The organism is Cyclonatronum proteinivorum (genome assembly GCF_003353065.1).
Lineage (GTDB): Bacteria > Bacteroidota > Rhodothermia > Balneolales > Cyclonatronaceae > Cyclonatronum > Cyclonatronum proteinivorum.
In genome coordinates this window covers 3,792,570-3,807,203 of sequence record NZ_CP027806.1, presented here as the reverse complement: position 1 = coordinate 3,807,203, position 14,634 = coordinate 3,792,570, and the positions used below count along the sequence as shown (strand labels likewise).

The following is a 14,634-nucleotide window of genomic DNA, read 5'->3' as shown; positions in this document are numbered from 1 at the left end:
AGCTTTTAGTGCTTTTTTGTTTCGTTTCGTTGTTGCTGTTGCTGTTGCTGTATTGAAGGATGTTCTTTGGAATCTTCATCTTGTTCTATGGGCGCATCATCAAAAAGGATGCGTACACTGGGCGTGTATTTGTCTTCGTACTGCCCGTCGCGCATGGCCCAAATGAAGGCCAGTAAAAACATTGCTGCGAGAATAAGGCTGAAAGCGATCAGCATGTACATTACACTCATGTCGTTTTAAGCTGGTTTTTCCGGGCGACCCAGTGGGTGGCCAGGGTAGTGAAAAGGATGACAGAAATGGAGCTGATCGGCATAATGATGGCACAAATCAGCGGGGAGAGGGTGCCGGTTACGGCGTAGCTCAGTCCGATGATGTTGTACAGGATGGAAATACCGAAGCTGATGTAAATGATGGTGATGGCGCTGCGGGAGAAGGCAAGCACGCGGTCGAGCAGGCTTAGGGAGCCCGCTTCCATGATGACATCACTCGCGGGGGTGAAGCTACTTGTGTCTTCTGCCAGCGAAATGCCCACGGTGCTTGAGCGCAATGCACCGGCATCGTTGAGTCCGTCGCCGATCATGAGTACTTCCTGTTGACCCGCTTTGAGACCGTCCACAAATGCAAGCTTGTCGTGCGGGCTTTGACGGAATCGCAGCCGGTCTTCGCTGCCGAATACCGGAAGCAGGTTGCGCTTCTCCTGATCATTGTCGCCGGAGAGCAGAAACACGCTGTCGCTCAGACGGCTGCGCAGGTTCCCGATCAGCTCGTTCATGCCGCTGCGGTACTGATTCTGCAGCTCAAAGTAGCCGGGCACAATGCCGTCAAAACTGATATACACCCGCGAAGCCAGGGCATCGGCTTCCGTATCCTTAGGGACGCCCACCCATACAGCGGAACCGATTCGGATGGTCTTATCCCCAAAAACGACTTCTACACCCTTGCCGCTTTCTTCGCGGTAGTGATCGGGCTTAAGAAGCAGCTCGCGCATGGGCTCTCTGATTTCAGACTGAAGGTGCTGATAAACCGCGCGACCGAGCGGATGGGTATTTTCGTGCAGGGCAGAAAGGAGCAGCCGGTTTTCATCAGGGTCCAGGTTGCGTCCTGCAAAGCGGACGTGCGCCTGATCGCGGTGCGTGAGCGTACCCGTTTTATCGAAAACGACGCTCGTAACCGCCGCAAACTGTTCCGTTACTTCGGAGTTCTTGAGATAAATTTTGTTCTTGCCCAAAATCTTGGTCGCCCAGCCCAGAGTGAATGGGGCAGATAGCGCAATGGCGCAGGGGCAGGCGATGATGAGCACCGCGGTGAAAGCATTTAGGGCCAGACCGACTTCCCCGAAGAACAGCCAGTACGCGGCAGCAAGGCTTGCTACGCCCAGAATGGCGGGAGAAAAATAGCGGCTGAAGCGGCCGGAAGTCGAGTGCAGGCCTTTCGGCTTGGGCTTCCGGAAAGTCTCGCTGTTCCAAAGGCGGGTAAGGTAGCTACTCGAAACCGCTTTCACCGTTTTGAAGCGGGCAGCAGTTTTTACATTGCGCCCGCCGGCGTACACAAGGGCGCCTTTCTGCATGTGCACGGGCTCGGATTCCCCGGTCACGAAGCTGTAATCGAGCCAGGCGTCTTCATCGAGCAGGATGGCATCAGCCGGAACCAGCTCACCGTTACGGATCAGAATTTTGTCGTCGGCTTCTATGCGGGTTGCAGCAACGCTTTCTTCATCCCCCTTTTCCGTTATGCGGATAACGGAAAGCGGAAAGTAAGACTTAAAATCACGGTCGAAGGACAGGCTCTCGTAGGTTTTTTGCTGAAACAGCCGCCCGACAAGCAGGAAGAACACCAACATCGCAAACGAATCCATATAGCCGACACCCATGCCGGATAGAATCTCATACAGACTGCGGAAGAACATCGCCATGATACCCAGCGAAATGGCAATATCCATGCTCCACTGCCGCTGACGAATACTTGCCAGGGCGGGCTTGTAGAAATCCAAAGCGCTGTACAAAAATACCGGCAGAGCCAGAATGATGTTGAGTCCGCCGAAAAGCTTCAGAAACTGCGCATCAATACCGCCGGGACCCGCAAGGTACTCCGGCAGGCTGAACAGCATGATGTTGCCAAATGCAAAACCCGCAATACCGATTTTAAGCAGCTGCGGGCGGTTGGTGGCGCGCTGTTTCTTTTTGCTGAGATGATCCAGGCTCAGATCCGGCTCATAGCCGATACGGCTGAGCAGCGCGGCAAGCCCCGAAAGCGGGAGCGCCTCTATATTGAAAGTGATGGCGGCTTCGCGGCGGTCGAAAAAGACTTCGGCACTTTTAACCCCCGAATCCAGCTTGTGCAGATTCTCGAGCAGATAAATACAGGAGCTGCAGTGGATTTGCGGCAGACGCAGGGTTACCCGCGCCGTCTTACCGTCGTTGAAATCCAGCAGCGGCTGCATCACCTGCGGATCATCGAGATGGGAGAACTGCGACGCCTGTTTCACCTTCCGCATGGAAATGCCGGGATTTTCCTGATCTATTTTATAGAAGGATCCCAGCCCGCTTTCATTAAGCAGTTCATAAACCGTTTGGCAGCCATGACAGCAGAAATGCGCCTCTTCAGTCGAGATTATTTCTTCGTCACAGGGTTCGCCGCAATGGGTACACTGGGTTTTCTCTAACAGTTCAGTTGACATAACAGGTGTTACTCAGATAAATCAGACTTGGGCTTTGCGCTCAAACTGAAACAGGCCATTACTAAGATGATTTGACAGGTCATTGGCAAGGTCATCAAGCGAAGTCGCGCGCAGCCACTCCTCGATATCCCCTCTTTTCTTCCCCCACTCCTCATGGAAAGGGCAGGGCTCAACATCGCCGCAGCCGCTTATACCGAGAAAGCAGGTTTTAAAGAAATCGTCGCCTTCAACCGCCGTAACAATATCATATATCGAAATTTCAGCGGCTTCTTTAGCCAGATACACCCCTCCATGGATTCCCCGCCGTGTGCCGATGATACCCGGCTCTATAAGGCGGGTGAGCATTTGGCTCAGATAAGTGCTGGGGCTGTTTAAGGGCTCAGCCAGCTTGGACGCTGAAACCGCAGTACCTTGCTCCTGACGACTCAGGAAGATCAGGGCGGTAAGCGTGTATTGGGTGCCTAAGGAGAGAAATTGCATAATGGTAATATTCTATATCGGATATTGATATTAGAATATAGGGTAACTTTAGGTTATATAAAATCTAAATTCAGATTTTTTATTTCGATATCTGATTTTAGCCCTAAATATGATTTACCGTTGACTACCAAAGTTTTAGCCAAAGCGCTCGCTATTTTGCGCGCACCGCCGCCTGCCATCCCTCAGCCTTGGCAGGTCGTAAATGAACGAAACCGAAAGCAGGAGAAGAAAACCGTCAGGGTTTCTGCCAGCTCGTTTCCATCAGTGCCGTAACTTTCTGATCCGATTCCCGGCGCAGCATGTGCTGAAAGCGAATGTCAGCGGATCCCTCAACAGCGGATGTTCTCAGGTGCGAGCTGATACGGTCGTTAAAAAAAGATTCCGCCTTAAACACGATATCGATTTCCTTCAGCTGACCCTTGCTGAAAATTTCTTCAGGCACAGCTTCCAGGCCCCACTCGGCATAGGTCACGTTGGTGAGATGTCCGTTCAAATCCATATCATGCCGTCGGACCCGAAAAACGGGGGCCTTCTCATCCGCTTCCGGCTGCCAGTCAGTAAGCCGGGTGCCGGGCTTTGCTTTCAGCTTAGGACCAAAACGCGTGCTTATGGCACTAACGGTATCAGGGATAGGCGTAACGCGCCGTGCCCGCAAATCCAGAATAACCCAGGCCGAAGTAGCCAAAACCAGCACCTTGCCTGAAGCGTCCTCCACCTTATAATCACGGTACGCCAGCAGCTTATCCGAACCACTGGGATACGTTGTAAGGGTGATCGTGTCGCCATCCGCTGGCAGCTCATTCATTTCAACCGTAAAACGCTGAAGCACCCATGTTTTACCGCTGTTATGCAACGCCCGCACCGACCAGCCGAGCTCCCCGGCATGTTTACCGGCGCCGTACTGAAGGATGTTGAGCAGAGATGAAACCGTCATCAGGCCGCGCGCGTCCGTTTCGAATGTTCTTACCGTGTGGCTGAAAATAAAAGGCTGCATAAAAAATATGCTTGATGTATTCCGGAAACCATGAATGGGACGCATGATCTGATTTAATAAGACGAAACGCAATACCAGATTCCGCACGCGTCCGTCAAGCCTACCACAGCCGCGGCGTAGAGACGCAATGCATTGCTTCTCTACCATGTCGGGACACGACCCCAATTTTCCATTACCAAATCCCAAATCACGTCCGTCTGTTTTTGAACAGGATTTTTATGATTTACAGGATAGACAGGATGATAGTGCGATTGTAAAGGGGCTCCATCCCTTCATGCGGGCATGACCTTTTATGGTTCTCCGATTATATCCATTTTGCTTCGTGAACCGTGAAATGACCGAATCTGGAATGAAAAAATGCGCACAAATCTCGTCCATCTAAAGAAAATGTGCCGAAATTCTAACCCGGCCTGACTCAGGATCAACCCTGAAGGGGTTGCATGTTTATAGAAACCGCATCACGCCCCACCATTCCCCCCGCGAGCGCTGAAGGCGCGCACGCGGGGCCGGGCGTACAGCCCGAAACAAACCCGCAACAGCCGCGGCGTAGAGACGCAATGCATTGCTTCTCTACCATGTCGGGACACGACCCCAATTTTCCATTACCAAATCCCAAATCACGTCCGCCCCTTTTTTGAACAGGATTTTTATGATTACAGGATGATTTTGGAATGTCAAAATCATCCAGAACTTATCCCAAAGACCTGTCCCGGGTGGGAAATCTTCGTAGAATGCCCGACTTTTTACAATAAACGCTATACAAAACCCGTGCAATCAATCAGCTTGGGTTAGCGGTCTGTGAGGCAGCCTTTGGAGGCGGGGCCTACAAGCTTGCGGTATTTGTGCAACGCTCCGGACGTGATGCCGCTCCCGGGTTGCCGCCAGGCTTTGCGGCGGGTTTCCAAGAGTGCATCCGGGAGGTCCAGATGCATCATTTTGGCATCCGCATCGATGATGATGCGGTCGCCGTTTTCGATCAGGGCTATGGCGCCGCCGTCCCAGGCTTCGGGGCAGACATGTCCGACCACGAAGCCGTGCGTGCCGCCCGAGAAGCGGCCGTCGGTAATCAGCGCGACTTCCTTGCCCAAACCCGCGCCCATGATGGCTGCGGTGACCTTCAGCATTTCGCGCATGCCCGGGCCGCCACGGGGTCCTTCATAGCGGATGACAACGACGCTGCCGGCCGAGACCTCACCGGCCTCGATACCGGCAATACAGGCTTCCTCCGAATTGTACACAACGGCGCGGCCTTCAAAACGGGTGCCTTCTTTGCCGGTGATTTTGGCCACACTGCCTTCCTCTGCAAGATTGCCGTAAAGGACGGTGAGGTGACCGGTCGCTTTAAGCGGCTTGTCAACCGGCACCACAACCTGCTGTCCATCCGCAAGGCCGGGCAGCTCGCTGAGGTTTTCTTCGAGGGTTCTACCGGTTACCGTGAGACAGCTTCAGTCAATGAGGTCGTGCTGCAGCAGTAGCTTTTGTACGGCAGGTACGCCGCCTGCCTCGTGCAGGTCCTCCATCACGAAGCGCCCGCTGGGCTTGAGGTCGGCAAGGTAAGGGGTGCGGTCGGAAACGACCTGGAAATCGTCAATCGTGAACGCGATACCCGCCGTTTGCGCAATGGCGAGCAGATGCAAGACCGCGTTGGTCGAGCCGCCAAGGGCGATCACGACAGCTATCGCATTTTCGAGCGCAGCACGGGTGACGATATCGAGCGGCTTGAGGTCAAGCCGTAACAGCTGTTCCATAACGGCACCTATGCGCAGGCATTCATCGGTCTTTTCGTCGCTCGTTGCCGGGGTGCAGGAGCTGTAAGGCAGGCTGAGTCCCAGCGTTTCAATAGCAGAGGACATGGTGTTGGCGGTATACATCCCGCCGCAGGCACCGGGACCGAGACAGGCATGCATCAGCACTTCGGCGTACTGACCGGCATCGAGCTTTTCCTGAAGATGCTCGCCGTAGGCTTCGAAGGCAGATACAATGTCGAGCTTTTGCGCGCCAAGTTTTCCGGGGCGGATGGTTCCGCCGGAGCATGGCCATTACACTGCCGGGCATGTTTTTGTCGCAGCCGGGCAGTGCCACCAGACCGTCGTACCATTGCGCGCCCATCACGGTCTCGATGGAGTCAGCGATGACTTCCCTTGATTGCAGGGAGTATTTCATGCCTTCGGTACCCATCGAAATACCGTCACTCACGCCGATGGTGTGGAAAATGTAGCCGATGAGTCCGGCATTGGTTACGCCCTGTTTTACCGTTTTGGCCAGCTCGTTCAGGTGCATATTGCAGGGGTTGCCTTCCCAGCCCATGCTGGCGATGCCTACTTGCGCTTTGTCGAAATCAGTCCGGCTAAGGCCTGTTGCATGCAGCATAGCCTGCGAACCGGCCTGCGAGCGGTCCTGCGTGAGCCGGCGACTGTACCGGTTCATGATTGATTGTGGTGCACTCATACTTTATTGGTTTTGTTGGATTTCACATAGCAGTTCGGAAATAAGGCATAAAAATGAGGGTTTCCTAAATGATTTCCGAATGGAAAGTTGGGGGGATGTTCAAAGCAGCGGTTAGAACAGCTCGCTGATATCTACTTCAAGAAATTCCTGCCAGGGTAAACCACCGTCACCAACCAAAAGAATTTTGAACGGGTCGTATCTTTGCTGAAAAGCCGACATGCCAGCTGTTGGCCTCGCATAACCGCTTTTCACTTCAATCCCGATAATTTTGGCTCCTTTTTGGAGTACGAAATCAACCTCGTCGTTACGGTCCCGCCAATACCACAATTTGAAATGGTGCTGAATAGACTGGTCAAGCAGGTGGGCTCCAATCGCGGATTCAACCCAGCGGCCAAACAGTTTGGGGTTTTCGCGGATTGATGTGATGCGTTCTCCTGAAATGGCGGTCATCAGACCGGTATTCTGCACCTGAAATTTCGGACTGGATGCGCGCTGCCGCACTTTTTCGGGATAGTACTTGGAAATACCGCTCAGAAGTCCGGCGCTGCTTAGCAGATAGAGATAATGGGCCAGTGTTGTAGTATTTCCGGCCTCCTGGAGTTGCCCGATCATTTTGTTGTAAGACAGAATCTGTCCGGAATAAATAGTACCGAGTTCAAAAAGCTGCCTAAGCAAAGCGGGCTTGTTGATGTTGGCAAGCATAAGCACATCTTTAGATATGCTGGTCTCGATCAGTGAATTTCGAAGATAGTTTTCCCAGCGGGTCTCGTCGTGGATCAGCTCTGCGGCTCCGGGATATCCACCAAACAGCACATACTGCTCAGGGGTAAAATCAAATGCAGTTTTCATTTCAGCATAGCTCCAGTGCCCGCAGTAGTGGACTTCAAAGCGTCCTGTTAAAGATTCGGTGAGTCCCTGCTGCAGGAGCAGCCTAGAAGAGCCAAGTAAAATGACGTGCAGATTTGTCTCCGAAAAGGTGTCCGATTCCCATTCTTTCTTTACCTGCTCGCTCCAGTTGGTAACCTTTTGAATTTCATCGATGATGAGGAGTCCTCTCCCTTCCCCTGTCCGCATTCTTGCTGTTTCCCATTGCTGACGAATCCAGCCAAAATCTGCAACCGGTACGGCATCAGCAGTGCAGTACCATACCGGAATGCCGATATCCTTCTGTAATTGTACTACTAAGGTGGTCTTACCTACCTGTCTCGGGCCATAAACGACCTGTATAAACCGCCTTCTTTCTGTTAATACTCTTTTCCTAAGTTCATGTATTGCAACACGTTGAAAGCTCATAAACAAATTACTCAACAGATAGCTACAAATTACTCAATGATATGAGATAATTTACTCAATTCTACGTGATAAATTACACAGCTTTATTAAAACAATTGAAGAAGACTAAATTCAAGTACGTCGGCTCTGATCAGGCAAAGACTGCATTTGTGGCTATAGCTGGCTTTGCCTCTTAACCTATATTACTCAAGTTGATACGGAAATGATTGCTTAAACAATAGTTTATATTATGCTTGAAAAAAAATAGGGCAGCCTGAATTTGGGGATGATAGAATGGCTGTGAAATTTCGTGCGCTGACCAAGCTGAAGATGAAAACGCATGCTCAAATTACTTGGATGCTCTTCCGTTAAGTTTACTCCTTTATTTTCCAGCAAGAAAATTATTGGTTTATGAAGCTGATTTAAAGCACTATTATTTCAGGCTATTCAGAAAATAAAATCAAGTACTTACTTTAGCTGATACAAATTACTCAATACTTTGAGATAAATTACTCAGTTTATTGAGTAAAATACAAAGCCGAAATAGCTGCCCGAAACATTTCTTAGGTTTGATTCCTAAGACCCAATGCCTTTAATTGATTTCCGGTTGTGCTACTAACTTTATCCTTATCCTGATTTATGATGTTACTCGCTTATTTTTTGTCGGCAATGTTACTCCTTATACCTGCTCATGATTCGGACTTGATTTATGAAACAGATGCCCATCCCACTCAGGGGACTTTAGTTCAAAACAGCTGCGTACTGACAGCCTATACCGATGGGGATGTTTCTTCAGGTTCTATGCAGCGGCTTGTTACAGAATTTGATGCACAGGGCAGGCTTGTGCAGATGAGTGGTGAGGACGGCAGTTTTGCGCGCATCAGCTGGGAAGGGGAGTTGCCTGCCGCAAAAGTACTGGAATTTGAAGGGGAGGAGATCATGCGCGTCAATTTCCAGCGGGAAGGATCCGTGCTTGTTGCAGAAGTTCAGGAGGAAGGTATTGAAATGCTGCGCATGGAAATGTCGCTCGATGCGCAGGGTCGCCTCACCGAGGTGCGGGAGATGGAGTATGAGGATGGCGGATGGGTTACCATAGCCAGCGAAACCTATGTTTGGGAGGGCGCCAACGTGGTACGGTCGCAAACGGTGATGGATACCGGCGGCCGCGGACCTCAGGTGTGGATGAACCTCTATACGTATGACGAGAATCCCAATGCGTTTGGCGGGCAGGGCTATGGTATCATCATGCTGGCGAACGGCGCCATAGGGCAGGGGTTTGCCGGCTACGGATCAGCCAATAACCTTATCGCACACCGGCAGCGCGACCTTGAGGCTCCGGTTGATATCAGGAGCGAGTCCGCTGCGCTTGCGGCAGCCGGGAGCAGCTGGGAGGATACCGATTTCGAAATCACCTATGGTGACCACCATAACATACTCCGCCTGATCGACCCTCAGTCGGGCATGATGCGCGACTTCGAATGGCGTTGTGAGTAAATGCCGGTGCTCAATCTCCCTAACCTAACAACTTCTTCTTATGACCTTTATCCACCTCCCCCTTTTGTTTAAAAACCTTTTGGTCACTACCGCAATGACAGCGCTGTTTATTGTTGGAATTTGGGAAGAAAGCTTCGCACAGCTGTCGCCGGAATCGGGACATGAGGGCATAGTAGCTGCGCAGGAACTGACGGATGAAGAAGCGGTGCAGCGCCCGGCTTTTTTTCTGCGACCCGAAAGCCTGCAGCCGCACTTCGTATGGCGCACCAATTCCGCAGGGCAGCCGCAGCGGGTATTTGGGATTGGAGTTAATGTGCCCTTGCTGCACCCGCGGTATTTTAAGACCTACGATCAGCGGCACCGCCGCATTTTCGACGAAGCCCTGTTTGACACGCTCCGTCCCCGTTTTGATCAGATTTACGCAACCTTTACCTATGAGCGGGATGATGTCATTCGCCCGGCGCATTACGACAGCCTGCGCGGTTATCAGGCCATGATTATGGGTGCGAGTCACCTGCCCTGGTGGCTGCGTACCCGCTATGCTGCGGAAAACGAGCCGCTCAGCTATGAAGAGCAGCTCAACCTGCACAACCGAATCGACAGAGACCGGCTGGAAGAGCGGATTCTGGATGTGATCCGCTTCGGGGGCAGGCGCAATGTTATTGTGAATCTGTTTGATGAGCCCGAGCGCGGAACGGCTTCCAACCTGTGGCATTTTACCGGCGATACGGCCCGGCTGATGTATGAGCTGGCTTCCCCGCATGCGCTGGTCAGCCTGGGACTGGGGCCGGTTGGGAACGGCCACGGGCAGGGTACAAGCAACGCGCTGATGTGGCACCGCACGGAAGGATCTCCGGAGGCCGCTGCGGGCATTACCAGCAATGAGCCGCTGCGCGGGCTTACCGGCGAAAGCTGGAAAGAGACGCTCAACGTGATGATGGATGAATATCAGGGGGCTTACGATGTGCTGTTTTTGAACAGCTACGCGTTTCAGATTGCCGACCCGCGCCGGGCAGGTGCGGTGACCCGGGCCATGCTGGAGCACCCGACCATCAACCGGCAGAAGCCGGTCTGGATCTGGTTTTCTGCCGAGCATTTTCGTCATTCGGGAAATCCGGAGCGGGAAATGCCGAACATCCGGCAGCAGGTGTTTTCAGCCATCGCCAATGAGGCGAGCGGGGTGCTGTTTTATCCTGATGTGCGGGTTGATGGCCGTTCAGGCAGCTACGATGAGCGGCTCTGGCACCTTGTGCTGGGGTTCGCGGAAGAACTGCAGCGCTGGAAGCCGGTGCTGGAACAGGGGCGGCCCGTCACTAATTTTGTGAGCGAGGATCTCGAGTGGATTCTCTACCGCTACCGCGGAGCCGGCTATCTTTTCGCTGTGAATCACAGCAGCAGGGATATCCGGCTTTCCGCGCCTGTGCGGACGGTGATTCCGGCCGGGGTGAGCGGCGTTTTTGTGACGGAATAGTAAGGGGCTACAGGCGACAGAGCAGCGACCGCTGACCGCAGCTTTTTATCGCACCTAAATTTGAGTAACCGTAGCTTTTCACTAAGCTAAATTTAAACTTACAGTTAGCCAATAAATTCTTTTCAATTGTGAATAATGCGGGATAGGGCGGGAATTTATTTTTCCGGCTGTTACGCTTGTAATACCCGCAAAAAGCAACGCCTTTATCTTAGGTTTGGGATGCCCTAATCTTTCACGAAAGACCGTGATGCTCTCTGAGTTTCCCCCAAAAAAAAGAAAAACCCAGAGCAACTGATGCGGCAGGTTGCAGGGCAACATCAGGCGGGTTAAAAGCGGATTACGATGAGGGTGAGGTCGTCTTCCGGGGCGGGGGCGTGGTTGATTTCGGAGAGGTGCTGAAAGAGGGTTTCGCAGATGGTTTGGGCAGTTGCGTCGGGTGGGGTTTGGCGCAGCCGGTTTTCAACGAGCGTTTCGAAGCTGGCGAAGTCGCGGATTTTGCCGGTTTCGTCACGGGTTTCGGTGAGGCCGTCGGAGCAGATCAGCAGCAGGTCGCCGGGCTCGGCTTCAAAGAGGAAGGTGTCGTAGGTTGCTTTGGCGGTCATGCCCAGCGCGAGCCCGCGAATGTGGCGTTTTTTGAGCTTTTGCGCCGCTGCCCGGTAGTGGTAAACCGGAATGTGACCCGCGTTGGAGAGCTGAATCCGGCGGCTGTGCGGGTCGATGCGCAGCATGACCATGGTCGCAAACATGCTGCGGCCTGACTGTTTGACCAGCATTTGGTTGAGGCGGTTGAGAATTTCTGCGGGGTCCTGCCGGTACATCAGGTGTGTTTGCAGGGCGCTGCGGGTGACGGACATCAGCAGGCCTGCCCCGAAGCTGTGTCCCGAGATGTCGCCGACGGCTGCGATGAGGTGTCCGTCGCTGTTTTCCGAAAGTTCGAAGTAATCGCCGCCGAGTTCGCTTGCCGGAACCGAGCGCCCGAAAGCCGTAAGTCCGGTTTCAGCTTTGGTGAGAGATACATCCTGCAGGAACCGGTTCTGCACTTCGTGTGCAAAACGGACGTCTGATTCCAGCTCTGCCCGCTCGGTGTAGAGCACCCGCGCCGATTTTAGGAAGAGCGACATGCCGGTGTGCACCAAAAGAAAAGCTGCCATAATGCCGGCGTAGTGCAGCCCGGCCCGCCAAAGATCGTTGGCCATCACGTATTCAAAACTCCCGGGCACAGCGGTTTCTGTGTCGCCACTGTAGGCGCTTACGCCCAGGTGAAAGCCCAGCCAGCCGCCGCCAATGGCCAGCAGCGGAATCACCCAGGGGAAAATTTTCTTGAACCAGTCGCGGGACTGCGGATACATGTAGGCTGTTGTTTCGATGGCAACCATCATATACATCAGCCAGGCGAGACCGGTATAAACCCAGTACAATAGCCCGATCGCGCCAATAGTTGCAGCCAGTACGTACGCCAGCACCACAGGAAGCAGGTAGATCAGCAGGTGCGCATATATGAGCTTGCGGCGGGACGAGGCACTGGTTTCAAAGAAGGCTTCAAAATCGTTGTCGCGGTAAATGGTGATGTATTTGTTGTCAAAAACAGGCATTTGGGCAGTAAAGGTAAGCGGCAGACGCAGCGGGGTCGCTCAGGCGGCTAAGAGGTGATGATAAGGTTTTTCCTAAACTCGTGAAAAATAAGCGGGGATGACAGCCTAAACCGCAAGAAGATGAGGGAGTTGAAAGATTTGCGCCAAGCTACCGTATTTTTTGTGCCGGGTAAAATTTGGCGTTCTCAGGGTTGCACCGTGCAGCGTCTTAAATGCTTTTGAAAAGCGCTTTTTATTAGGTATCGTGCAAAATGAGCCCATTGCGATTCCGGCCCTGAAAGGCTGTTTCACATTTATAAGGTTATCCTACTTTGTGACCCGTTCAGAGGCCGGGGGGGCACATTTTCGAAATCAAAAGACATCCCAAACAACCTGCGAGGTAAACATTATGGCAAAGATTAAAGCGCCCTTTTATCCGATTATTTACATCCGTGGCTACGCCATGAGACAGTCTGATATTGACGACACCACGTCAACGCCCTATATGGGATTCAATCTCGGTACGACCAAAATCCGGCAGAACCACAAAGGCGAGGTCCGGCAGCAGTTTTTCGAATCGCCGCTCATCCGGCTGATGAAGGATTTTGGTTATACCGATAACTATGCCGGTGGTGAGGTGATTGATGGCGATATTCCGGCGAAGAGTGTTATCATCCATCGCTACTACGATCAGGCGGACGGCGATTTCGGAACCGGAGCGGGCAGGCCGTCAATAGAGCAGGCCGCTGAAGGGCTGAGTGACCTGATTCTGAAAACCCGCGATCAGGTGTGCGGGGATGATGCGCAGGCACGGCAGGATTTTCGCGTCTATCTCGTAGCGCATTCCATGGGCGGACTGATTGCGCGCTGTCTTCTGCAAAATGATGCCATCGGTGACGCAGCGGCCAAGGCAATGGTCGATAAAGTGTTCACCTATGGTACCCCGCACAATGGCATTGAAATTGGAAATATCAATGTGTCACGCTTTCTAAGCGGATGGGATATGAATAATTTCAACCGGCGGCAAATGGCAGCATATCTCGGACTCGATGCTCATGACCGTGTTGATACCCTGAACGGAAAATTTCCTGAAGACCGCTTTTTCTCACTTGTAGGGACCAATCCCGCCGATTACGGAGCCATGCGAAGAGTGGTAGGTTCGCTGAGCGACGGACTTGTCCTGATCAGAAATGCCAGCGTTCAGGGGGCGCCGCGGGCCTATACCCATCACAGTCACAGCGGTGCATTTGGTCTGGTGAATTCTGAGGAAGGCTACCAAAACCTGACCCGCTTTCTCTTTGGGGATGTAGCTGTGAAGGCTGTGCTGCACCTTGAAGACCTGCCGCTGCCGCCAAGCGTGCAAAAGGCCCTTAACCAGGGTCGCAGGGTCAGGGTATCCTACTATTTCGAAAACACGGTCATGGTGCGCGGGGAAATGTTCAAGCTCAGCGAACGCAAGGTCGATAATCAGTCCGCTGGTTTTAAGGTGTTCGACGAACTGTTCGCGAAAAATGCGGCCGGTAGGTGGGTGCCTAAACCGGAGCGCATGCCGGTGCTGTTTACGGCTTTTCTGGATTCGTCAAATATTGAGACCGGCCGTACGCTTGTGTTTACGGTAGATCTTGCTGTAAAAACGACCGAGTACGAAATCGACGGCCGTATTTTCAGGCGTAACCGTATCCCGGGTGAAAACCTGTACCGGGAGCAGATTACGCTGAAAGCGACGCGATCCGGGGCGGGCTTCAACTTGCGCTACGCGCTCACGGATGAAGGCTGGGGCGAAAACAGGGGGAGTCAGGCCGAACCCGTTTCTGACGGCGTATTCCGGATTCCGCTGAAATCCGGCAAAGGATTCAAAGGTGCGCTCGAGCTTACGGTAAGCCGCAGGTAACGGTCCGGGAAACTGTTCGCCAGTTGCGCTTCCGTCCTTCACAAAAAAAGGTACCCGTCTCATTATTTTGGAGACAGGTACCTTTTGTTTTTTTTCGGGTGTGTGTGTTTCCGGCTTAACCCGCATTATTCACAATTAAACTGGATTTATTAGCTAAACGTAAGTTTAGATTTGTCTTAACGAAAAACACTGATAGCCCAAATTGGGGTGTGGTGTTAAGACTGCGAAATTTCCCCGCTGGCTGCGTTGAAGCTGAAAACTCATGCTCAGGGTACTTAGGTACCCTTCCGCTGAGTTTTCAGCTTCGCCTTGCCAGCAAGAAAATTTCTTGGTGAA

At 52.6% G+C, this 14,634-nt stretch carries 9 protein-coding genes and 1 pseudogene; 3 read left to right on the top strand and 7 right to left on the bottom strand.

The window, feature by feature from the left end; translation table 11 throughout:
* Positions 1-5: 5 nt before the first annotated feature.
* The 6 genes and pseudogenes from ccoS to CYPRO_RS14465 all read right to left on the bottom strand — a co-directional run bounded on the left by ccoS (position 6) and on the right by CYPRO_RS14465 (position 7,892).
* Positions 6-230, bottom strand: a complete 225-nt coding sequence (ccoS, locus tag CYPRO_RS14495) for a cbb3-type cytochrome oxidase assembly protein CcoS (protein WP_114985299.1) — start codon at positions 228-230, stop codon at positions 6-8.
* A complete protein-coding gene (locus CYPRO_RS14490; RefSeq protein WP_114985298.1) occupies positions 227-2,677 on the bottom strand; it encodes a heavy metal translocating P-type ATPase in 2,451 nt (816 codons plus the stop codon). The genes ccoS and CYPRO_RS14490 overlap by 4 nt, the downstream gene beginning before the upstream one ends.
* 21 nt (positions 2,678-2,698) lie before the next feature.
* Positions 2,699-3,157 carry an RrF2 family transcriptional regulator gene (locus CYPRO_RS14485; RefSeq protein ID WP_114985297.1) on the bottom strand — a complete coding sequence of 153 codons (459 nt, stop codon included), beginning with the start codon at positions 3,155-3,157 and terminating at the stop codon, positions 2,699-2,701.
* Positions 3,158-3,392: 235 nt separating this feature from the next.
* The gene (locus CYPRO_RS14480) at positions 3,393-4,151 is read right to left on the bottom strand and encodes an acyl-[acyl-carrier-protein] thioesterase (protein WP_164682834.1); all 759 of its coding nucleotides are present in this window, start codon (positions 4,149-4,151) and stop codon (positions 3,393-3,395) included.
* A 788-nt stretch (positions 4,152-4,939) separates the two neighbouring features.
* Positions 4,940-6,599, bottom strand: a pseudogene (gene ilvD / locus CYPRO_RS14470) (dihydroxy-acid dehydratase).
* Positions 6,600-6,710: 111 nt separating this feature from the next.
* Positions 6,711-7,892, bottom strand: coding sequence for an ATP-binding protein (locus tag CYPRO_RS14465; RefSeq protein ID WP_114985821.1), 1,182 nt, complete (start codon positions 7,890-7,892; stop codon positions 6,711-6,713).
* Between the two features lie 618 nt (positions 7,893-8,510).
* On the opposite strand from CYPRO_RS14465, the gene CYPRO_RS14460 reads away from it, so the two are divergent.
* Together CYPRO_RS14460 and CYPRO_RS14455 are read left to right on the top strand one after the other, a co-directional pair.
* Positions 8,511-9,365, top strand: a complete 855-nt coding sequence (locus CYPRO_RS14460; RefSeq protein ID WP_124245635.1) for a hypothetical protein — start codon at positions 8,511-8,513, stop codon at positions 9,363-9,365.
* Between the two features lie 40 nt (positions 9,366-9,405).
* Positions 9,406-10,836 carry a hypothetical protein gene (locus tag CYPRO_RS14455; RefSeq protein ID WP_124245634.1) on the top strand — a complete coding sequence of 477 codons (1,431 nt, stop codon included), beginning with the start codon at positions 9,406-9,408 and terminating at the stop codon, positions 10,834-10,836.
* Positions 10,837-11,162: 326 nt separating this feature from the next.
* On the opposite strand, the gene CYPRO_RS14450 is transcribed toward CYPRO_RS14455, so the two are convergent.
* Positions 11,163-12,428, bottom strand: coding sequence for a PP2C family protein-serine/threonine phosphatase (locus CYPRO_RS14450; RefSeq protein WP_114985292.1), 1,266 nt, complete (start codon positions 12,426-12,428; stop codon positions 11,163-11,165).
* Between the two features lie 388 nt (positions 12,429-12,816).
* On the opposite strand from CYPRO_RS14450, the gene CYPRO_RS14445 reads away from it, so the two are divergent.
* Positions 12,817-14,298, top strand: coding sequence for a PGAP1-like alpha/beta domain-containing protein (locus CYPRO_RS14445; RefSeq protein ID WP_114985291.1), 1,482 nt, complete (start codon positions 12,817-12,819; stop codon positions 14,296-14,298).
* The last annotated feature ends 336 nt before the right edge of the window (positions 14,299-14,634 follow it).